This window comes from Schumannella luteola (assembly GCF_013408685.1).
Classification (GTDB): domain Bacteria; phylum Actinomycetota; class Actinomycetes; order Actinomycetales; family Microbacteriaceae; genus Schumannella; species Schumannella luteola.
Window position 1 is genome coordinate 2,992,274 of sequence record NZ_JACBZY010000001.1, and the last position, 20,136, is coordinate 3,012,409.

A 20,136-nucleotide genomic window follows, 5' to 3' on the forward strand; every position below is an offset into this window, starting at 1 on the left:
GCTCAGCCCTCCAGGGCCCGGCGCAGCGCCTCGACCGCCGCGGGAACCGCGGTCACGTCGGTGCCGCCGCCCTGGGCGAGGTCGTCCTTGCCGCCGCCGCCGCCGCCGAGCACGCCCGCGGCCTGCTTGACGAGGGCGCCGGCCTTGACGCCGGCGTCGCGCGCGGCCGGGTTCGTCGCCACGACGACCGAGGGGCGCTCTCCGACGCGGGCGAGCAGCGCCACGACCGCCGAGTCGCTGCCCAGGCGCTCGCGCACCTGCTGGGCCAGCTGACGCAGCTCGTCGGCCGAGGCCAGCTCGCCGAGATCCTCGACCACCGCGGTGTGCGCGCCGAGACGCGTCGCACCCTGCGCGAGCGCTGGCACGCGGTCGGCCAGCTTGCTCGCCTCGAAGGCGGCGATCTTCTTCTCGGCCGCCTTGAGGTTCGCCACCAGCTCGGCGATGCGGTCGGGCAGCTGCTCGCGCGGCGTCTTCAGCGACGACGACAGCGCGCCGACGATCGAGCGCTCGACCGCGAGGTCGCGGAAGGCGTCGGCCCCGACGAGCGCCTCGACGCGGCGGTTGGTCGAGCCGATCGACGACTCGCTGACCAGGTTGATCAGGCCCACCTGCGCCGAGCTCGACACGTGCGTGCCCGCGCACAGCTCCCGCGACCAGGGGCCGCCGATGTCGACCATGCGCACGGTGTCGCCGTACTTCTCGCCGAACAGCGCCATCGCGCCCGCGGCGCGCGCCTCGTCGAGCGGCAGCACGCGCGTGACGACCTCGAGGTCCTGGCGGATCGCGTTGTTGGCGATCTCCTCGATCTCGGTGCGCGTCTCGGGGCTCAGCGACTGACTCCACGAGAAGTCGAGGCGCATGTAGCCGGCCTTGTTGAACGAGCCCGCCTGGTGCGCCTGCTGCCCGAGCGTCTGACGCAGGGCCGCGTGGATGAGGTGGGTCGCCGAGTGCGCCTGGGTCGCCCCGCGACGGTAGTCGGCATCCACGATGCTCGTCGCGGCGTCGCCGACGCCGACCTCGCCCGAGCGCACCTGCACGGTGTGACTGATGAGGCCCTTGACCGGGCGCTGCACGTCGAGCACCTCGAGCTCGAAGCCCGCGCCCACGATCGTGCCGGCGTCGGCCGACTGACCGCCCGACTCGGGGTAGAGCGACGTCTCGGCGAGGATCACCTCGGCGATGTCGCCCGCGACGGCCTTGTTCACGGCGACGCCGTCGACCAGGAGGCCGAGGATGCTCGTCTCCGTCTCGAGGTAGTCGTAGCCGGTGAAGGTCGTCTCGCCCTGCGCGCGGAAGTCGGAGTAGACGGTGAGATCGGCGATCGCCTTCTTGCGGTTCTTCGCGTCGGCCTTCGCGCGGTCGCGCTGCTCCTGCATGAGCGTGTCGAACGCGGTGCGGTCGACGCTCAGCCCGGCCTCCTCGGCCATCTCGAGCGTCAGGTCGATCGGGAAGCCGAAGCTGTCGTGCAGCAGGAACGCCGTGTCGCCCGGCAGCACCGCCGATCCGACCTTCTTGGTGTCCTGCACCGCGACGTCGAGGATCGTCGTGCCGCCGGCGAGGGTGCGCAGGAAGGTCTCCTCCTCCGCGAACGCCATGCCGGAGGTGCGGGCCCACTCCTCGGCGACATCCGGGTACGCCGGCGCCATCGCGTCGCGCGAGGCGGCGAAGAGCTCCGGGAAGCTCGCGGTGTCGTAGCCGAGCAGACGCATCGCGCGGATCGTGCGGCGCATGAGGCGGCGCAGCACGTAGCCGCGGCCCTCGTTCGACGGGCTCACGCCATCCGTCATGAGCATGAGCGACGAGCGCACGTGGTCGGCGATCACGCGCATGCGCACGTCGTCTTCGTGGTCGGCGCCGTAGCGGCGGCCCGACAGCTGCGAGGCCACGTCGAGAACCGGGCGCACCTGATCGATCTCGTACATGTTGTCGACGCCCTGCAGCAGGAACGCGACGCGCTCCATGCCCATGCCGGTGTCGATGTTCTTCTTCGGCAGCTCGCCGACGATGTCGAAGTCGATCTTCGAGCGCACGTTCTGGATCGCGTACTGCATGAAGACGAGATTCCAGATCTCGACGTAGCGGTCGTCGTCCGTCGCCGGGCCGCCGTCGACGCCGTACGCCGGGCCGCGGTCGAAGAAGATCTCCGAGCAGGGGCCCGCGGGGCCGGGCTGGCCGGTCGACCAGTAGTTGCTGTCGCGCCCGAGTCGCTGGATGCGCTCCTCCGGCAGGCCGGCGATCTTGCGCCAGAGCTGGATCGCCTCGTCGTCGTCTTCGTAGACCGTGACCCAGAGGTCCTTCTCCTGGAAGCCGAAGCCGCCGTCCGCCTGGCTGCTCGTGAGCAGGTCCCAGGCGTAGGTGATGGCGCCCTCCTTGAAGTAGTCGCCGAAGGAGAAGTTGCCGTTCATCTGGAAGAACGTGCCGTGCCGAGGGGTCTTGCCGACCTCCTCGATGTCGTTCGTGCGGATCACCTTCTGCACGCTCGTCGCGCGCGGGTACGGCGACGGCACCACACCGGTGAGGTACGGGATGAACGGCACCATGCCGGCCACGGTGAACAGCAGCGACGGGTCGTCGCTGACCAGCGAGGCGGAGGGGACGACGGTGTGGCCGCGCTCTCCGAAGTAGGTGAGCCAGCGGCGTTGGATTTCAGCGGTCTGCACAGGGATTCCCGGTTCGGTGGTGCGGTGTCGGAGCGAGGCGGCCGCGCGGCGCGGCGCGGCGGCGACGGAGCTCTCGGTGGCGGAGGTTTCAGGTTGTCAGATGGAGCGCGGTCTCACTTCAGGCGCTTCGTGATGTCGGCGATCGCGTCCTCGGCATCGTGGATCGAGTCACGCAGCTCGGCCTCGCGCGAGCGGTAGCCGTCGACCACGGCGGCGCCGAAGCCGCGCGTCTTCTCGTCGATCTCGTCGAACAGGGCGCGGCCCTGCGGGGTGCGGGAGACGTAGTGGGCGGCGGCGAAACCCGCAGCCACGCCGACGATCAGCCAGAACGCGCTCTTCATGAGACTCTCCTCAGCTCTCGGGGGCGCCGCGGGACCACGGCGGATTCGATCGGGGATCAGCCTATTACGCGCGCTCTGCGCGGGCTCTCGACGGCGGACGCGGGACGGCTGAGCGTCCTCTCACGACGGGATCCAGGATGCGCGAGGCGGCTGATCGGACGGGGCGACGACGAGACGACGAAGGCCCCCGGATCTCTCCGGGGGCCTTCGTGCCGTGCTGAGCGGCGGTTCGCTGGGCGAAGCTGCTTAGCGGGCGGCGTAGTACTCGACGACGAGCTGCACCTCGGCGGTCACGGGGACCTCCGCGCGCTTCGGGCGACGCACGAGGCGCGCCTGCAGCTTGTCGAGCTCGACCTCGAGGTAGCCCGGAACCGGGGGCAGCACCTCGGCGTGACCGCCGGCGGCCGCCACCTGGAAGGGCTCGGTGCCCTCGCTCTTGGGCTTGACGTGGATGAGCTGGCCCGGCTTCACGCGGAACGACGGGCGGTCGACGAGCTGGCCGTCGACCATGATGTGGCGGTGCACGACGAGCTGGCGAGCCTGCGCGGTGGTGCGGGCGAAGCCGGCACGCAGCACGAGGGCGTCGAGGCGCATCTCGAGCAGCTCGACCAGGTTCTCACCGGTCAGGCCCTGGGTGCGACGCGCCTCGTTGAAGACGATGCGCAGCTGCTTCTCGCGGATGCCGTACTGCTCGCGCAGACGCTGCTTCTCGCGCAGACGGACGGCGTAGTCGCTGTCGGTGCGGCGCTTGGTGCGGCCGTGCTGACCCGGGGCGTAGGGGCGCTTCTCGAGGTAGCGCGCGGCCTTCGGGGTCAGCGCGACGCCGAGGGCGCGCGACAGGCGGACCTTGCGGCGGTCCTGGGACTTGGTGGTCACGAAGAGTGTCCTTCTTGTTGTCTCGAACGATGGGAATCACGGCCGCTCACGCGTCCGCGGACGCGCGCAACGGAGGATCCGTGCGAAGAGAGGGTGTGGACCACGGTGGGCGCCCGGCTACAGAGCAGATCCACCTCGACCGGCGATCTCCCACGCAGCCGCACGGGGAGACCAGGTTTCAGGCCTCCGGAAGCTTAGCAGAGCCCTCGTCGGTCGACGACGCGCCTCCGGCATCCGATTCGGTGTCGACGGAGGGGGAATCAGCTGCCGGCTCGGCGGGCTTCTCACGCGCCGGCATCGGCCGGCCCTCGATCACCGCGCGCAGCCGTTCGAGGCGCGGGCCGACCTCGCGCTCGTGCCCGTTGCCGGTGGGCGTGTAGTAGCGGGTGCCGACGAGCTCGTCGGGCAGGTACTGCTGCTCGGCCACGCCGAAGGGCGCGTCGTGGGCGTAGCGGTAGCCCTGCCCGTGACCGAGCCGCTTCGCTCCGGGGTAGTGCGCGTCGCGCAGGTGCTTCGGCACCCGGCCGATGCGGCCCGCCTTCACATCGGCGATCGCCGCGTTGATGCCGTTGTACGAGGCATTCGACTTCGGCGCCGTCGCGAGGTAGACGACCGCCTCGGCGAGCGGGATGCGCCCCTCGGGCATGCCGATCATCTGCACGGCCTCGGCGGCGGCGACCGCGATCGGCAGCGCCTGCGGGTCGGCCATGCCGATGTCCTCGGCGGCGGAGATGATGACGCGGCGGGCGATGAAGCGCGGGTCCTCCCCCGCCTCGATCATGCGCGCCAGGTAGTGCAGCGCCGCATCCACGTCGCTGCCGCGCACGCTCTTGATGAAGGCGCTGATCACGTCGTAGTGCTCGTCGCCGTTGCGGTCGTAGCGCAGCAGCGCGCGATCGACGCTCGCCGCGACGATGTCGGCCGTCACGACCGGCTTCTCCCCCTCGGGCGTCTGCGACGCCGCGGAGCCCGCCGAGGCCTCGAGCGCGGTCAGGGCGCGCCGGGCATCCCCCGAGGCCAGGCGGACCAGCGCCGCCCGCGCCTCGTCGTCGACCTCGACGACGCCGCGCAGCCCGCGCTGATCGGTGATCGCGCGCTCGATGAGCAGGGCGAGATCGTCGTCGTCGAGCTGCTGCAGGGTCAGCAGCAGCGAGCGCGAGAGCAGCGGCGAGATCACCGAGAACGAGGGGTTCTCGGTCGTCGCGGCGACGAGCGTGACCCAGCCGTTCTCGACGCCGGGCAGCAGTCCGTCTTGCTGGGCCTTGGTGAAGCGGTGGATCTCGTCGAGGAAGAGCACGGTCGAGACGCCGTAGAGATCGCGGTTGGTCTGCGCGTCGACCATGACCTGCCGCACGTCCTTGACGCCGGCCGTGACCGCCGAGAGCTCGACGAAGCGGCGACCCGAGCTGTGCGCGATCGCCTGAGCGAGCGTCGTCTTGCCGGTGCCGGGAGGCCCCCAGAGGATGACGGAGACCGCCCCGGAGGTGCCGCTCGTGTCGTTCGCCAGGTTCACCAGCGGCGAGCCCGGGCGCAGCAGATGCTTCTGTCCGGCGACCTCGTCGAGGGAAGTCGGACGCATCCGCACCGCCAGCGGGGTCGATCCGGCGAAGAGCCCCTGCTGGCTGGCCATGTCTCCACGCTACAGGCGACGGCCGACAGCGTTCGGCGACGCCCGCATCCGCCGCCCGACCGCGCCGTGCGGCGACGTGGTGCAGGGATGTCGAGCGCGGCTTGGTTAGAGTTCTCGGTGGCCGCGATGACCGCGGCCACGACGACACGGGAGGTCCGGTGGCACCGAGCAGGAACGAGCGCGATGCGCGCGAGGCGCGCGATCGACTCCGCAGCTACTCGGCCCGGCAGCAGGTGCACGAGGGTCAGCGCAAGCGGCGCTGGCGCGACAACCTGCTCGCGATCGTGGGCGTCGTCGTCGTGGCGGGCCTCGCGGCCGGCACGCAGATCTTCTACTTCACCGCCGGCCCCGGCGGCTCGGGCGGCAAGGACAGCAGCGCCAGCCCGTCGCCGTCGGCGTCGCCCAGCGACTCGACCGAGCAGAACAAGGGCGACGTGCCCGACCCCGGCCTCGCCGAGGACCGCGACTGGACCGGCACGCTCACGATCAACGAGATCGCGCTCGGCGTGACCCTCGACGGCAAGAAGGCCCCGCAGGCGGTCAGCTCGATCATCCAGGACGTGCAGAAGAACTACTACCCGGACAAGACCTGCCACCGTCTCACCGACGCGACCGACTTCGGCGTGCTGCAGTGCGGCTCGCTGACCGGCGACGGCAGCGGCGACCCCGACTTCCAGTACGGCCCGGTCGAGAACGCGCCCGAGGACGGCGTCTACCCGGCAGGCACGATCGCCATGGCCCGGGCGAGCTCGCAGTACTCGATGGACCACCAGTTCTTCATCGTCTACAAGGACACGAAGCTGCCCACGGACGGCGGCGGCTACACGGTCGTCGGCACGATCACGAGCGGCCTCGACAAGCTGAAGACCGACATCGTCGACAAGGGCATCTCGGGCGGCACGACCGACGGAGCCCCCAGCGTCGCCACCACGATCACGGCCTTCAGCCTGAAGTGAGCGCGCGCGGCAGCACGGCCGCGTGACGATCGGATGAAGCGCGCTCCGATCTCGGGGTGAGCCGCGGGCGAGGGTGCCCTAGGCTGGACGGCGCCGGTGCGCCTCCGCCCGGGATGACGACGAAGTGGGATCGAACGTGAGCGACCAGAGCACGCCCTGGGGACGTGTCGACGACGACGGCACCGTGTACGTGCGGGAGGGCGACGCCGAACGGGCCGTCGGCCAGTACCCCGACGCGACGCCGGAGGAGGCGCTCGCCTACTTCACCCGCAAGTTCGTCGAGCTCGAGGGCCAGGTGACGCTGCTCGAGCAGCGCATCCTCAAGGGCGCTCCCGCCGGCGACGTCGCCAAGGCCCTCAAGCACCTCGGCGAGTCCGTCGCCGAGCCGAACGCCGTCGGCGATCTCGCGTCGCTGCGGGCTCGCGTCGAGAAGCTCGGCGGCACCGTCGGCGAGCTGACCGAGAAGCAGAGCGAAGAGGCGCGCGAGGCCGTGCAGCAGGGGCTCGTCGAGCGTGAGGCCATCGTCGCCGCCGCCGAGAAGCTCGCCGCGCAGGACCCGGCGCGGGTGCAGTGGAAGCAGGCGAGCGCCGAGCTCGACGGTCTCTTCCAGCAGTGGCAGCGCCACCAGCAGGACGGCCCGCGTCTGCCCAAGGGCGAGAGCAACGAGCTGTGGAAGCGCTTCCGCGCCGCCCGCAGCACGATCGAGACGCATCGCAAGGCGTTCTTCGCCGAGCTGGACAGCGCCCACAAGGACGCCCGCACGCGCAAGCAGTCGCTCGTCGAGAAGGCGGAGTCGCTCGCCTCGCGCGGCGCCGCCGGCATCCCCGACTATCGCAACCTGCTCGACGACTGGAAGCGCGCGGGCCGCGCGGGCAAGAAGGCCGACGACGCGCTCTGGGCGCGCTTCAAGGCCGCCGGCGACGTGCTCTATCAGGCCAAGGCCGAGATCGACGCCGTCGAGGACGAGGAGTTCCGCGGCAACCTCGACCTCAAGCTCGAGCTGCTGACCGAGGCCGAGAAGATCCTCGAGGTCGACGACCGCGTCAAGGCCAAGGAGCTCCTGCTCGGCGTCCAGCGCCGCTGGGACGTCATCGGCAAGGTGCCGCGCGACAGCATCCGCACCGTCGAAGACCGCCTGCGCAAGGTCGAGACCCACGTGCGCAAGCTCGACGAGGACCACTGGAACCGCAGCGACCCCGAGAAGCAGGCGCGCTCGGAGGGCTTCGCCGCTCTGCTCGGCGCCGCGATCGACAAGCTCGAGAGCGACATCGCCGACGCCAAGAAGCGCGGTGACGCGAAGAAGCAGGCCTCCCTCGAGGAGGAGCTCGCCTCGCGTCGCGCTCTGCTCGGAGCCGTCAAGAACTGATCGCGTCGGTGCCGCCGTGAGGTGCGTGCCGCCGTGAGGTGCGCACCGCCGCTCTCCACAGCCCCGGTCTGTCCACAGATCGGGGCTGTGCTGCGTCCGTATGGGTGCGCGCGACGAGGATCGGGACATGCCTCTCCCCCGCGTCCTGTTCCCAGCCTCAGCGGCGATCGTCGCGAGCGGTCCGAGCGGCGGCGGCGCCAGCGCGTCGGCCGGCATCGCCGACGTCCTCGATCTGCCTGAGGCGGAGCTGCGGGCCGCCGGGCTCGACGGCGAGCTCTTCGCCCTGGGCGACGGCTACTGCCCGAGCGACGTGCTCGTCGGACCGGCCGAGCGGCTGCACTCGGTGCTGCAGCCCCGGTCGCGTCGCCTCGCCGCCGAGGGACTGACGGCCGCGTGGGTCTGGGGCGCGCTGCCGTTCGCACCCCGTGTGCTGCGGCTGTGCTGCACGCTCGGCAGCCGAGCCGAGGGGTCCGGAGCCGGTGTCGAGGTGCGCGAGCTGACTCTGCGCGACGACGAGCTGCTCCGCCTCGACGGCCTCGCGGTCACGTCACCGCTGCGCACCCTGGTCGACATCGCCCGCGATCCTCGCGACCTCGAGCACGGAGACGCGGCGCTCCACGCGCTGCTGCGTCGTGCCGATGTCGGCATCGAGGCGGCGCTCACCCGACTCGCGCACGGGCGCGGGCTGCCCGGCCGTCGCCTCGCGACCGCGCGGCTGCGCAGGATCGAGCACGAGTCGACGCTCACGGACGGCGAGACGTGGTGACCGTGGCGCCACACGTGCGTCGTTCCGGCGACGTGCTCTCAGCCGCTGTTGACGCGGTAGACGTCGTAGACGGCGTCGATGCGGCGCACCGCGTTGAGCAGCCGGTCGAGGTGCACCGTGTCGCCCATCTCGAAGACGAAGCGGCTGATCGCGAGGCGGTCGCTCGAGGTCGACACCGAAGCCGAGAGGATGTTGACGTGGTGTTCCGAGAGCACGCGCGTGACATCCGACAGCAGGCCGGAGCGGTCGAGCGCCTCGACCTGGATGTGCACGAGGAACAGGCTGCGCGAGGTCGGCGCCCACTCGACGTCGATCATCCGATCGGGCTCCGCCGTGAGCGTCTTCACGTTCGGGCAGTCGTCGCGGTGCACGCTGACGCCGGCGCCGCGGGTGACGAATCCGACGATCACGTCGCCCGGAACCGGGGTGCAGCACTTCGCGAGCTTGACCAGGATGTCGGGCGCGCCGCGGACGAGCACGCCGGAGTCGCTCGTGCGCAGCTGACGGCCGCGGGCCCGGCTCGGCACCGAGACCTCGTGCTCCTCGACCTCGCCGTCGCCCTGCACGAGCGCGACGACCTTCTCGATCACCGACTGCGTCGAGACATGGCCCTCGCCGACGGCGGCGTAGAGCGCATCCACGCCCTCGTAGCGCAGGCTGTGCGCCACCTCGCCGACCGAGTCCTGGCTCATCAGCTTCTGCAGCGGCAGGTTCTGCTTGCGCATCGCGCGGGCGATCGCGTCGCGACCCTGCTCGATGGCCTCCTCGCGGCGCTCCTTCGTGAACCAGCCGCGGATCTTGTTGCGCGCACGGGGGCTCTTGACGAAGTTGAGCCAGTCCTTGCTCGGCGCCGCGTCGGGGTTCTTCGAGGTGAACACCTCGACCGAGTCGCCCGAGTTGAGCGTCGACTCCAGCGGCACCAGTCGGCCGTTGACCTTCGCGCCCATCGTGCGATGGCCGACCTCGGTGTGCACGGCGTAGGCGAAGTCGACCGGCGTCGCGCCGGCGGGCAGGCCGATGACCTTGCCCTGCGGCGTGAAGACGTAGACCTCCTTCGCCCCGATCTCGAAGCGCAGGTTGTCGAGGAACTCGCCGGGATCGGCGGTCTCGGCCTCCCAGTCGCTGATGTGCGCGAGCCAGGCCATCTCGGTGCCGGCCTGCTTCACGTCGGCGGTGCGACCGGCCATCCGCTCCTTATAGGCCCAGTGCGCCGCGACGCCGAACTCGGCGCGCTGGTGCATCTCCTGCGTGCGGATCTGGATCTCGACCGCGCGGCCCTTCGGCCCGACCACGGTCGTGTGCAGCGACTGGTACAGATTGAACTTCGGCGTCGCGATGTAGTCCTTGAAGCGCCCCGGGATCGGATTCCAGCGGGCGTGGATCGCACCGAGCACGGCGTAGCAGTCGCGGATGTTGTTGACGAGCACGCGGATGCCGACGAGGTCGTAGATCTCGTCGAACTCGCGGCCGCGCACGACCATCTTCTGGTAGATCGAGTAGTACTGCTTCGGGCGGCCGACGACCTGCCCCTTGATCTTCTGCGACTTGAGATCGTCGGCGACCGAGTCGATGACCTGCTGCACGAACTCCTCGCGCTCGGGCGTGCGGTCGCGCACCAGGCTCTCGATCTCGACATACAGCTTCGGGTAGAGCACCGCGAAGCTGAGGTCCTCGAGCTCCCACTTGATCGTCTGGATGCCGAGTCGATGCGCGAGCGGCGCGTAGATCTCGATGGTCTCCTGCGCCTTGCGCCGCGCCGACTCCGCGGGCACGAAGCCCCAGGTGCGCGCGTTGTGCAGGCGGTCGGCGAGCTTGATGATCAGCACGCGGATGTCTTTCGACATCGCCACGACCATCTTGCGCACCGTCTCGGCCTGGGCGCTGTCGCCGTACTTCAGCTTGTCGAGCTTCGTGACGCCGTCGACGAGCATCGCCACCTCGTCGCCGAAGTCGGCGCGCAGCTCGTCGAGGGTGTAGTCGGTGTCTTCGACGGTGTCGTGCAGCAGCGCCGCGGCGATCGTCTTCGTGCCGATGCCGAGGTCGGCGAGGATCTGCGCGACCGCCACCGGATGCGTGATGTACGGCTCGCCCGAGCGCCGGATCTGGCCGTTGTGCGCCTTGCGCGCCGTGACGTAGGCGCGGTCGATGAAGCCGAGATCCGCCTTCGGGTGATGCTGACGCACCGTCTTGAGCAGACGGTCGACCGCACCGGCCGGCTGCGCCCGCGAGAACAGGCGCGGCAGGATCGTCCGCAGTGTCGCCGTGCTCGACGGCGCAGGCTGGGTCTCGGTCATGCGCGCGCCTCCATCCGAGGATGATACGCGCGCATGAACCGCCTCACTGGATGGTCGCCGATCAGGCTGGGACGACGTCGGTCGAGCGCTCGCGCTGCTGCAGGATGCGCTTGTCGGCCTTCACGAGCGCGGGCTCGCCCTGGCGGAACAGCGCGTACAGCGGCGTCGCGATGAACGGCGTCGAGTAGGTGCCGATGATCGTTCCGACGAGCAGCGCGAGCGAGATGTCACGCAGCGTGTCGGCGCCGAGCACGAACGCGCCGATGAACAGGATCGCGGCCACCGGGAGGGCGGCGACGACACCGGTGTTGATCGAGCGGACGAGCGTCTGGTTCGCGGCGAGGTTGATCGTCTCGCTGAAGGTGCGCGTCGAGTCGGGACTCCACTCGGTCGTGTTCTCGCGCACCTTGTCGAAGACGACGACGGTGTCGTAGAGCGAGAAGCCGAGGATCGTGAGGAAGCCGATGATCGCGGCCGGCGTGATCTCGAAGCCGGTCGCCGCGTAGACGCCGATCGTGATCACGAGGTCGTGCAGCAGCGCCAGCATGGCGGCGGCCGACATCTTCCAGGTGCGGAAGTACAGCGCCATCACGACGGCGGCGAGCAGCAGGAAGACGCCGAGGCCGCGCAGGGCGTTGCCCGTGACATCCGCGCCCCAGGTGGCGCCGATGAACGAGGCCGTGACATCGCTCTCGGCGACGTCGAACTCCTTCGCGAGGGCCGAGCGCACCTCCTGCGTCTGCTCGTCCTTCAGCTGCGTGGTCTGCACGCGCAGGCCGTTGTCGCCGAGGGTCGACGAGCGCGGCACCGCGTTCGGCACGACCTCGGTGACCGTGTCCTCGCCGCGCTTCTGCAGCGCGGTCGAGCTGCCCGGGTTCGGGATGTCGTTCACGAGGAACTGCGATCCGCCGCGGAACTCGATGCCGAAGTTGAACCCCGCGCCGAAGTTGCCGCCGCCGCGGATGAAGGGCACGAGGATCGCGATGACCATCAGGGCGATGGCGATCGTGAACCAGAGGCGGCGCCTCCCGACGAAGGGGACGGAGCGGGCGCCGGTGTAGAGGTCGTTTCCGAACTTCTGCATGCTGGCCATCAGGAGTCCTTGCCCTTCTCGGCACGGTCGGAGGAGCCGGACTTCGCATCCGCGAGCTCGGCCGCCTTGCGTTCGGCGATCGTCTGCCGCCGTTGCGCCTCACGGCTCGCGCCGCCCTTGCGGGCCTCCGTCGAGACGCGGAACTGGGCGCGACCGCGGTACACGGCGCCGAGCGCGGTCGGGTCGAGACCCGAGAGCGGGTGGCCGCTGGAGAAGAAGCGCGTCTTGGCGAGCAGCTGCAGCACCGGGTGGGTGAAGAGCAGCACGACCAGCACGTCGATGATCGTCGTGATGCCGAGGGTGAGCGCGAAGCCGCGCACGTTGCCGACGGCGAGGATGTAGAGCACGACGGCCGAGAGCAGGTTGACGCCCTTCGCGGCGACGATCGTGCGCAGAGCTCGACCCCAGCCGGCTTCGACGGCCCCGACGAGGCCCCTGCCGTCGCGCAGCTCATCGCGGATGCGTTCGAAGTAGACGATGAACGAGTCCGCTGTCAGACCGATCGAGATGATCAAGCCCGCGACGCCGGCGAGCGACAGTCGGTAGCCCGAGTGCCACGACGCGACCTGGATGACCCCGTAGGTGATCGCCGCCGTCACGACGAGCGAGGCGATCGTCACGAAGCCGAGCAGGCGGTACTGGAACAGCGAGTAGATGACGACCAGGATCAGACCGATCAGACCGGCGATGAGGCCGCTCTGCAGCTGGCTCGTTCCGAGCGTGGCCGAGACGGTGTCGCGGCTCTGCACCTGGAAGCTCACGGGCAGTGCGCCGTACTTGAGCTGGTCGGCGAGGGCCTGAGCGCTCTCCTGGGTGAAGTTGCCGGTGATCTGCGGCTGGTCGGTCACACCCTGCACGGCCGGGTCGGTGATGACGAGGCCGTCGAGCACGGCGCCGAACTGGTTGCGCGGGCTGTCGAGCGCGATGAGGCGCGTGCCCATCTTCTTGATGGCCTCGCCGCCGGCGCTGTTGAGGCGCAGGCTCACGGCCCAGGTGTTGGTGCTGACGCCCTGCGAACCGGAGACCGTGCCGGCGCTCGCATCCGTGATGTCGGCGCCGTCGACCTCGACCGGGCCGAGGATGTACTTCTTCGTTCCGGTGTCGTCGCAGGTGACGAGCGGCTTCTTCGGGTCGGCGACGTTCGCGCCCGACTTCTCGACGTCGGCGCACTGGAAGTCGTCGTACTGCTTCTGCAGCGCGGGCGTGACCCAGTTGGTGTCGCTCGCGTTGGAGGGCTTGACGCTCGGCGTCGACGACAGGCTCGGGTCGTCGCTCGGCGCGGCCGAGGGGTCGGTCGACGCGGCCGCGGTCGGCGCGCCGGTCAGCAGCACGGGACGGAACTCGAGCTTCGACGACGACTGGATGCGCTGCAGCGTCGCCTGGTCGGGGGTGCCCGGGATCGAGACGACGATGTTCTGGTTGCCCAGCGTCGAGATCTCCGCCTCGGAGGATCCCGTCGCGTCGACGCGCTGGCGGATGATCGACACCGCCTGCTGCAGCTGCTCGGCGCTCGCCTGCTTACCGCCCGGCACGACCGGCGCGAGGATGATCTCCGTGCCGCCGTCGAGGTCGATCGCCAGCTTCGGCGTCGTGCCCCACTTGCCCCAGATCATCCCCGCGGTCTGAAGACCGGCGAGGACGACGAGGATGAGGATCAGCCAGGTCAGGGCTCTCCACGCCTTGCGCGTGGGGGTGGTTCTGGTCGCCACGAAGGGTTCGCTCTCCATCCGGAGCCGACGGCGTGACAGCCCCCGACCCCATCCACGCCGCCCGGCTCATCCCGGGCGACGGTTCACCAGGTTAGTGGTTACTCCGAGTCCTTCTTGTCCGACGCGGTGCGCTCGCCGAACTCGGCCTTCTCGCTGATCGGCTCGACGCTGGACTCGTTGAGGCTCGGGCCGGCGTTCTCCTCGACCACCGTGTCGGCGGTCTCGGGCTCGACGACCTTGAGCAGGGTCTGCTTGTGGACGCGCAGGGTCTGGCCCGGCGCGGTCTCGATGACGGCCTCGTTCTTGTCGTCGTCGACGGAGAGGAGGGTGCCGTAGATGCCGGTCGAGGTCATGATCTCGACGCCGGGCACCATCTTCTCCTTGAGCTCGGTCTGCTCCTTCTGGCGCTTCTTGCTGTTGCGCCAGCTGAGGAAGATGAAGACGACGAGGACGGCGCCGAGGGCGACGTAGAGAAGAGTCTGGTCCATGGTGGTGAGGGGGCCTTCCGGGGGTCTCGGCGGAGCTCGCCGATCACGAGGTGCCGCTGTTCGGCGGCCGGCGCCCTAGCCGAGCGGCCCGGGCGATTCGGTCAGATCATACGTCATCGTCGAACAGCGCCCCTGTGGAGGGACGCGCGACGCCGAGGTGCTGCCAGGCCGTGCGGGTCGCGACGCGACCGCGCGGCGTGCGGGTGACCATGCCGATGCGCACCAGGAAGGGCTCGACGACCGACTCGATCGTGTCCGCCTCCTCCCCCACGGCGGCGGCGAGGGTGGTGAGCCCGACCGGGCCGCCGTCGAAGCGGCTCACGATCGCGTCGAGCACGGCGCGGTCGAGGCGGTCGAGGCCGTGCGCATCCACGTCGTAGAGCTCGAGGGCGGCGCCGACGACGGCGACGTCGGGCTCGGTGCGGTGCACGAGCGCGTAGTCGCGCACCCGGCGCAGCAGCCGGTTGGCGATGCGCGGGGTGCCGCGGCTGCGACTCGCGATCTCGGCCAGGGCGGGCGCGGGGATGTCGAGGCCGAGCTTGCCGGCGGCACGACGCAGCACCTCCTCGAGCTCGCCGTCGTCGTAGAACTCGAGGTGGGCGGTGAAGCCGAAGCGATCGCGCAGCGGGTTCGGCAGCAGACCGGAGCGCGTCGTCGCGCCGACGAGGGTGAACGGCGCGAGGTCGAGCGGGATGCTCGTCGCGCCGGCGCCCTTGCCGACCATGATGTCGATGCGGAAGTCCTCCATCGCGAGGTAGAGCATCTCCTCGGCGCTGCGCGCCATGCGGTGGATCTCGTCGATGAAGAGCACCTCGCCGGGCGTGAGGCTCGACAGCAGCGCGGCCAGGTCGCCGGCGTGCTGGATCGCGGGTCCGCTCGACATGCGCAGCGGCCGGTCGCCCTCGTGGGCGACGATCATCGCGAGCGTCGTCTTGCCGAGCCCGGGCGGACCGGCCAACAGGATGTGGTCGGGCGTGCGCTGCTGCATCGTCGCCGCGCGCAGCAGCAGCTCGAGCTGGCCGCGCACCTTCGACTGGCCGACGAACTCGGCGAGCGAGCGCGGACGCAGTGCGCCCTCGAAGGCGAGCTCGGCCTCGGACTCCGGCTGGGGACGCACGACCGGGTCGTCGCCGAGGTCGAGGTCGCGCTCCAGGTCGCCGCCGCTCATCGCTGCGGCCCCAGGCGCGAGAGGGCGAGGCGCAGCACGGTCGGAACGGAGCCGCGGGTGGCGTCATCCACCTCGGCGAGCACCTCGTCGACCGCCTGGGCCGCGTTCTTCTCGGCCCAGCCCAGGCCGACGAGTGCGGCGAGCACGCTGTCGGCGGTGCCGCGCGGAGCGGCCGTGGTCGCTCCCCCGGCGGCGGCCGGGGCGACCGGCACGAGCTTGCCGGCGAGGCTGACCGTGATGAGCTTGGCCGTCTTCGGCCCGATGCCCGAGACCTTGCGGAACGCGGCGTCGTCCTCGGCGCCGATCGCGCGGGCGATCTCGTCGGGGCTGAGCGCGGCGAGCACGCCGAGCGCCGACTTCGGGCCGACGCCGGTGACGCCGCGCAGCAGGTCGAAGACCGTGAGCTCCTCGCGCGTGGCGAAGCCGAACAGGCTGAGGTCGTCGTCACGCACGATCAGCGCCGTGTGCAGCAGCGCCTCCTGGCCGAGGCGCAGGCTCAGCGCGTGCTGGGGCGTGACCTGGACGGCCATGCCGACACCGCCGACCTCGACGACGACGAGGGTTCCGGCGGCGCTGAGCACGGGTCCGCGCACGGAGGCGATCATCGGGTGGCCTTTCGGGTCGGGGCGGCGAATCGGGGTTCGGTGCGCGCGGTGCGCTTCTCGGCATCGCGCCAGGCGCGCTGGGCCGGGGTGAGCCCGTCGGACGAGCCGGATGCGGAGCCGAGGGCGGATGCGGAGCCGGCGGCCGGCATCCCGGCCTGCCCGCTCCACGCGTGGCAGAGCGCGAGCGCCAGTGCGTCGGCGGCATCCGCGGGTTTGGGGATCTCGTCGAGGCGCAGCACCCGCGCGACCATCGTGCCGACCTGGGCCTTCTCGGCGGCGCCGTAGCCGGTGACGGCGGCCTTCACCTCGCTCGGCGTGTGCAGGCCGACGCGCAGCTCGCGCTCGGCGGCGAGGGCGAGCACGACGCCGCTGGCCTGCGCGACGCCCATCACGGTGCTGAGGTTGTGCTGCGCGAAGACCCGCTCGAGCGCGACCGCATCCGGCCGGTGCTCGTCGAGCGCGGCCCGGACTCCGAGCATGATCGCATGGATGCGCTGCTCGAGCCGGGTGTCGGGGCTCGTGCGGATGACGCCGACGTGCACGAGGGTCGCGCGACGGTCGGGCGCGACGTCGACGATGCCGACGCCGCAGCGGGTCAGACCGGGGTCGATTCCGAGCACGCGCATGACGGCGACGCTACGGCATCCGGTCGTACAGATGTTCGAGACTCACCGCGCGGCGCGCACGCGACGATGCCCGCCACGAACCCCGGAGACGACGCGAGGGGCGCTGCCGGCCGGCAGCGCCCCTCGCGTGTGACCCGCGTCGGTCGTCAGTCGTCCGAGTCGGCGTCGAGCTCGGCCTGCACGTCGGCGTTCACCTGGATGTTGGTGTACACGTTCTGCACGTCGTCGCTGTCCTCGAGCGCGTCGATCAGGCGGAAGACCTTGCGCGCCGTGTCGGCGTCGGCCTCGACCTGCAGGTTCGGCACGAACTCGGCGTCGGCCGAGTCGTAGTCGATGCCCGCGCCCTGCAGCGCTGTGCGCGCGGCGACGAGGTCGGAGGGGTCGGTCAGGATCTCGAAGCCGCCGCCCTGGTCGACGACCTCCTCGGCCCCGGCCTCGAGCACGGCCTCGAGGATCGCATCCTCGGTCACGCCGTCGGTCTTCGTGACCGAGATGACGCCCTTGCGGCTGAAGTTGTAGGCGACGCTGCCCGGGTCGGCGAGAGTGCCGCCGTTGCGCGAGAACGCGGTGCGCACCTCGGCGGCGGCGCGGTTCTTGTTGTCGGTGAGGCACTCGACGTAGAACGCGACGCCGTTGGCTCCGTAGCCCTCGTACATGATCGTCGTGTAGTCGATCGTCTCGCCGGTGAGACCCGCACCGCGCTTGATGGCGCGGTCGATGTTGTCATTGGGAACCGAGGTCTTCTTGGCCTTCTGCACGGCGTCGACGAGCGTCGGATTGCCGGAGAGGTCGGCGCCGCCGATCTTGGCGGCCACCTCGATGTTCTTGATGAGCTTGGCGAACGACTTCGCGCGGCGCTGGTCGATGACCGCCTTCTTGTGCTTGGTCGTCGCCCACTTGGAATGCCCGCTCACGGTGCTCCTTCGTCGATGGTCTGAACCCCGTCATCCTAGCGACCGTGCGGTGGTGCGGCCGTCGGGGCGACCTAGGCTGGCCGGGTGAGCGCCTCTCGAGTCCGTCGTCCGCACGCGGCTCCCGGCATCCGTCGCGCGGTCGCCGCCGTCGTGATCGCCGGCATCGCCGCTGTGCTGTCGGGCTGCTCGAGCGATCCCGCCGCGGTCGCCTTCGGTCGTGCGCAGCCGGTGCACGTCGCCGACGCGCGCACGAAGACCGACGCGACGGTCACCGTGACGGTGACGGGAGTGGATGCCGCTCCCGCCGGCGCCCTCGACGGCGTCGACCTCGACGACGAGGAGCGCACGCTCACGCCCTACTTCGTGCAGTACCGCGCGAAGCTCGCCGACGGCGACTACAGCGACGACTTCCAGACTCCGTTCTACGACGCGTGGTCGGGATCGGATGCGACGGGCGCGACCCTCGCGCCGCTGAGCGTCTTCGGCTCGCTGCGCTCGTGCCCGGCGTTCGGCGCCGACGAGGCGACGGCGCTCGCGAAGGGCGACGAGGTCGCCGCCTGCCAGATCCTGCTCGGCGAGAAGGGCGGGGTGCGCGAACTGACCCTGCTCGAGCACTGGCGCTGGACCCCGCCCGCGAAGAAGGGCTGAGCGGCGCGGCTCAGCCGACGAGCCCGTCGACCGCTCGGCTCAGCCGACGAGCCCGTTCTCCCAGGCGAAGGCGACGACCTGCACGCGCGAGCGCAGGCCGAGCTTGGCGAGGATGCTGCCGACGTGCGTCTTCACCGTGGTCTCCTCGACGAAGGCGTCCGCGGCGATCTCGGCGTTGCTGAGCCCCTTCGCGGCCAGCAGGAAGATCTCCTTCTCGCGCGGCGAGAGCACCTCGATCAGATCCGGCCGCGCCTCGCGCACGGGCTGCGAGAAACGCGCGAGAAGGTCGAAGGTCGCCGCCGGGGCGATCACGGCCTGCCCGGCGTGCACGGTGCGGATCGCGGCGAGCAGGAACTCCGGCTGCGCATCCTTTGTGACGAAGCCGCTCGCGCCCGCGCGGATCGCCCGCGCCACGGCCTCGTCGCGGCGGAAGGTGGTGACGACGAGCACGCGGGGAGCAGCCCCGCCGAGCGGGACCGGCGCGGTCAGCAGCCGCTCGGTCGCGCTGAGTCCGTCGAGCACGGGCATGCGGATGTCCATGAGCATGACATCGGGGCGGGTCGCGGCCGCGAGGTCGACCGCCTCGACGCCCGTCGCCGCGCTGCCCACGAGCTCGAGGTCGGCCTGCGACTCGAGCAGCATCGCGATGCCGTCGCGGAACAGCCGCTGGTCGTCGGCGACGAGCACACGGATGCGTGCGCTCACGCGAGCGCTCCGGGTGCGGCCGGACGCGGGGCGGCGCCAGCGGGCGCGGGCGACGACGGAGCCGCCGACGATGCGGCCGCGGCAGGGAGCGGGCCGGTCGCCGCCGCCAGGTGCTCCTCGGCGTCCAGCTCGCGGTACGGGATGAAGGCGGTCAGGCGGTGGTCGCCGCTCTCGTCGGCGCCGTCGGCGAGCCAGCCGCCGGCGAGGCGCGCGCGCTCCTGCATGCCGGTGACACCGCGTCCGCTCCCCCGCGTCTCGAGCGCCGACTGCTCGCCCTCTCCGCTCGAGACCAGCTGGATCGAGAGCCCCGGCCCGCGCCAGTCGAAGACCAGCGACACGGCGCTGCCGCGCCCGCGATGCCGCAGGGCGTTCGTCAGCCCCTCCTGCACGATGCGGTAGGCCGCGGCCTGCTGGGCGAGGCCGAGCGCGGCGGGCTCGCCAGCCGTGACCTGCGTCACGTCGAGGCCGGCTCCGCGCGAGCCCTCGACCAGGTCGGGGAGCTGCTCGAGCGTCGGCTGCGGCGCCTCGGTGCCGTCGAGCATCCCGTCGATCATGCCCTGCACGTCGAGCAGCGCCGACCGCGCAGAGCCGGAGATCGCCTCGAGGGCGTCGGCCATCGCCTGCGGCCGGGCGTCCTTGAGATAGCGGGCGCCGTCGGCCTGCGCCACGATCACGGCGAGCGAGTGCGCGACCACGTCGTGCATCTCCTGCGCGAGGCGGTTGCGCTCGTCGGCGAGGCTGAGGCTCGACTCGGTCGTCTCGAGTCGGGTCTCGAGGCGCGCTGCCTGCGTGAAGGCGGCGATCCGGGCCGAGTTCTCGCGGATCGCTACCCCGACTCCCCAGGCCGCAGCCGCGATCGCCGTGCAGAACACGAAGATCGCCAGGTTGTCGAAGAGCGTGCGCCCGTTCCACCATGCCGCCGATGCGATACCGGCACCGGGCGTGATCGCCAGTGCGATCCAGCGCAGGGAGCGGTGTCGCGCCGCCACCACCCCGACACACAGGGCGACTGCGAGAACCGCCGAGAACCAGCCGATGTTGATCCGCCACGCGACGATCACCGATTCGGCAACCGTCCCGATCGTGACTGACGGCACGATCGCCACGAGAGATGCGATCGGACGCGACCAGCTCAGCCCTGCGGCCACGCACAGTATGAGCAGCAGGAAGACAGCGAATCCGAAGTTCCCGTAGGTCGACAGGGTGAACGCGCCACCCAGGAAGATCGCGGCGGCGGCGATGGGCACCGCCCAGGCCTTCAAGCGGGAAACGCTGATGTACATGCCGCTCA

Annotated in this window: 18 protein-coding genes; 4 read left to right on the top strand and 14 right to left on the bottom strand. The window is 70.9% G+C overall.

Going from position 1 to position 20,136, the window contains the following annotated elements:
• Window positions 1-2: 2 nt before the first annotated feature.
• The 4 genes from alaS to BJ979_RS13630 all read right to left on the bottom strand — a co-directional run bounded on the left by alaS (window position 3) and on the right by BJ979_RS13630 (window position 5,507).
• Window positions 3-2,660 (bottom strand): alanine--tRNA ligase, encoded by a 2,658-nt coding sequence (gene alaS / locus BJ979_RS13615; protein ID WP_179568668.1) that lies wholly within the window; start codon window positions 2,658-2,660, stop codon window positions 3-5.
• Between the two features lie 113 nt (window positions 2,661-2,773).
• Window positions 2,774-3,001, bottom strand: a complete 228-nt coding sequence (locus tag BJ979_RS13620; protein ID WP_179568669.1) for a hypothetical protein — start codon at window positions 2,999-3,001, stop codon at window positions 2,774-2,776.
• 246 nt (window positions 3,002-3,247) lie between these two features.
• Window positions 3,248-3,877 (bottom strand): 30S ribosomal protein S4, encoded by a 630-nt coding sequence (gene rpsD, locus BJ979_RS13625; protein WP_141145829.1) that lies wholly within the window; start codon window positions 3,875-3,877, stop codon window positions 3,248-3,250.
• Window positions 3,878-4,055: 178 nt separating this feature from the next.
• A complete protein-coding gene (locus BJ979_RS13630; RefSeq protein ID WP_179568670.1) occupies window positions 4,056-5,507 on the bottom strand; it encodes a replication-associated recombination protein A in 1,452 nt (483 codons plus the stop codon).
• Between the two features lie 158 nt (window positions 5,508-5,665).
• Here BJ979_RS13630 and BJ979_RS13635 point away from each other — a divergent pair, with 158 nt between their 5' ends.
• The 3 genes from BJ979_RS13635 (at window position 5,666) to BJ979_RS13645 (ending at window position 8,595) form a co-directional block, all read left to right on the top strand.
• Entirely contained in the window at window positions 5,666-6,463 is a 798-nt protein-coding gene (locus BJ979_RS13635) for a peptidylprolyl isomerase (RefSeq protein ID WP_179568671.1), read from the top strand.
• Between the two features lie 136 nt (window positions 6,464-6,599).
• Window positions 6,600-7,829, top strand: coding sequence for a DUF349 domain-containing protein (locus tag BJ979_RS13640; protein WP_343046706.1), 1,230 nt, complete (start codon window positions 6,600-6,602; stop codon window positions 7,827-7,829).
• Window positions 7,830-7,956: 127 nt separating this feature from the next.
• Window positions 7,957-8,595, top strand: coding sequence for a hypothetical protein (locus tag BJ979_RS13645; protein WP_179568673.1), 639 nt, complete (start codon window positions 7,957-7,959; stop codon window positions 8,593-8,595).
• Between the two features lie 38 nt (window positions 8,596-8,633).
• Here the strand turns inward: BJ979_RS13645 and BJ979_RS13650 are convergent, their stop codons facing one another.
• The 8 genes from BJ979_RS13650 to BJ979_RS13685 form a co-directional block, all read right to left on the bottom strand.
• Window positions 8,634-10,889: a RelA/SpoT family protein gene (locus BJ979_RS13650; RefSeq protein WP_179568674.1), complete on the bottom strand. Its 2,256-nt coding sequence runs from the start codon at window positions 10,887-10,889 to the stop codon at window positions 8,634-8,636.
• Window positions 10,890-10,950: 61 nt separating this feature from the next.
• The gene (gene secF / locus BJ979_RS13655; protein ID WP_179568675.1) at window positions 10,951-11,982 is read right to left on the bottom strand and encodes a protein translocase subunit SecF; all 1,032 of its coding nucleotides are present in this window, start codon (window positions 11,980-11,982) and stop codon (window positions 10,951-10,953) included.
• Window positions 11,982-13,691 (bottom strand): protein translocase subunit SecD, encoded by a 1,710-nt coding sequence (gene secD / locus BJ979_RS13660; protein ID WP_343046707.1) that lies wholly within the window; start codon window positions 13,689-13,691, stop codon window positions 11,982-11,984. The genes secF and secD overlap by 1 nt, the downstream gene beginning before the upstream one ends.
• A 98-nt stretch (window positions 13,692-13,789) precedes the next feature.
• Window positions 13,790-14,179 (bottom strand): preprotein translocase subunit YajC, encoded by a 390-nt coding sequence (yajC, locus tag BJ979_RS13665; protein WP_179568677.1) that lies wholly within the window; start codon window positions 14,177-14,179, stop codon window positions 13,790-13,792.
• A gap of 106 nt (window positions 14,180-14,285) precedes the next feature.
• Window positions 14,286-15,347, bottom strand: coding sequence for a Holliday junction branch migration DNA helicase RuvB (gene ruvB / locus BJ979_RS13670; protein WP_179568678.1), 1,062 nt, complete (start codon window positions 15,345-15,347; stop codon window positions 14,286-14,288).
• Entirely contained in the window at window positions 15,344-15,952 is a 609-nt protein-coding gene (gene ruvA, locus BJ979_RS13675) for a Holliday junction branch migration protein RuvA (RefSeq protein ID WP_179568679.1), read from the bottom strand. The genes ruvB and ruvA overlap by 4 nt, the downstream gene beginning before the upstream one ends.
• On the bottom strand, window positions 15,949-16,578 hold the full coding sequence (gene ruvC / locus BJ979_RS13680) for a crossover junction endodeoxyribonuclease RuvC (protein ID WP_179568681.1): 630 nt from the start codon (window positions 16,576-16,578) through the stop codon (window positions 15,949-15,951). The genes ruvA and ruvC overlap by 4 nt, the downstream gene beginning before the upstream one ends.
• 146 nt (window positions 16,579-16,724) lie before the next feature.
• Complete coding sequence (locus tag BJ979_RS13685) at window positions 16,725-17,492, bottom strand: YebC/PmpR family DNA-binding transcriptional regulator (protein ID WP_179568683.1); 768 nt, start codon at window positions 17,490-17,492, stop codon at window positions 16,725-16,727.
• An 84-nt stretch (window positions 17,493-17,576) separates the two neighbouring features.
• Between BJ979_RS13685 and BJ979_RS13690 the strand changes: the two genes are divergently transcribed.
• Window positions 17,577-18,140 (top strand): hypothetical protein, encoded by a 564-nt coding sequence (locus tag BJ979_RS13690; protein ID WP_179568685.1) that lies wholly within the window; start codon window positions 17,577-17,579, stop codon window positions 18,138-18,140.
• A gap of 39 nt (window positions 18,141-18,179) precedes the next feature.
• Here BJ979_RS13690 and BJ979_RS13695 read toward each other — a convergent pair whose 3' ends face one another.
• Together BJ979_RS13695 and BJ979_RS13700 are read right to left on the bottom strand one after the other, a co-directional pair.
• The gene (locus tag BJ979_RS13695) at window positions 18,180-18,845 is read right to left on the bottom strand and encodes a response regulator (protein ID WP_343046708.1); all 666 of its coding nucleotides are present in this window, start codon (window positions 18,843-18,845) and stop codon (window positions 18,180-18,182) included.
• Window positions 18,842-20,128, bottom strand: a complete 1,287-nt coding sequence (locus BJ979_RS13700; protein WP_179568686.1) for a sensor histidine kinase — start codon at window positions 20,126-20,128, stop codon at window positions 18,842-18,844. The genes BJ979_RS13695 and BJ979_RS13700 overlap by 4 nt, the downstream gene beginning before the upstream one ends.
• Between the last annotated feature and the right edge of the window lie 8 nt (window positions 20,129-20,136).

Excerpts from the sequence above, each read along its gene's own strand:
- yajC (WP_179568677.1), bottom strand. The coding sequence starts at position 14,179 with ATGGACCAGACTCTTCTCTACGTCGCCCTCGGCGCCGTCCTCGTCGTC.
- ruvA (WP_179568679.1), bottom strand. The coding sequence starts at position 15,952 with ATGATCGCCTCCGTGCGCGGACCCGTGCTCAGCGCCGCCGGAACCCTC.
- secF (WP_179568675.1), bottom strand. The coding sequence starts at position 11,982 with ATGGCCAGCATGCAGAAGTTCGGAAACGACCTCTACACCGGCGCCCGC.
- BJ979_RS13645 (WP_179568673.1), top strand. The coding sequence starts at position 7,957 with ATGCCTCTCCCCCGCGTCCTGTTCCCAGCCTCAGCGGCGATCGTCGCG.
- ruvB (WP_179568678.1), bottom strand. The coding sequence starts at position 15,347 with ATGAGCGGCGGCGACCTGGAGCGCGACCTCGACCTCGGCGACGACCCG.
- BJ979_RS13620 (WP_179568669.1), bottom strand. The coding sequence starts at position 3,001 with ATGAAGAGCGCGTTCTGGCTGATCGTCGGCGTGGCTGCGGGTTTCGCC.
- ruvC (WP_179568681.1), bottom strand. The coding sequence starts at position 16,578 with ATGCGCGTGCTCGGAATCGACCCCGGTCTGACCCGCTGCGGCGTCGGC.
- BJ979_RS13630 (WP_179568670.1), bottom strand. The coding sequence starts at position 5,507 with ATGGCCAGCCAGCAGGGGCTCTTCGCCGGATCGACCCCGCTGGCGGTG.
- BJ979_RS13700 (WP_179568686.1), bottom strand. The coding sequence starts at position 20,128 with ATGTACATCAGCGTTTCCCGCTTGAAGGCCTGGGCGGTGCCCATCGCC.
- BJ979_RS13650 (WP_179568674.1), bottom strand. The coding sequence starts at position 10,889 with ATGACCGAGACCCAGCCTGCGCCGTCGAGCACGGCGACACTGCGGACG.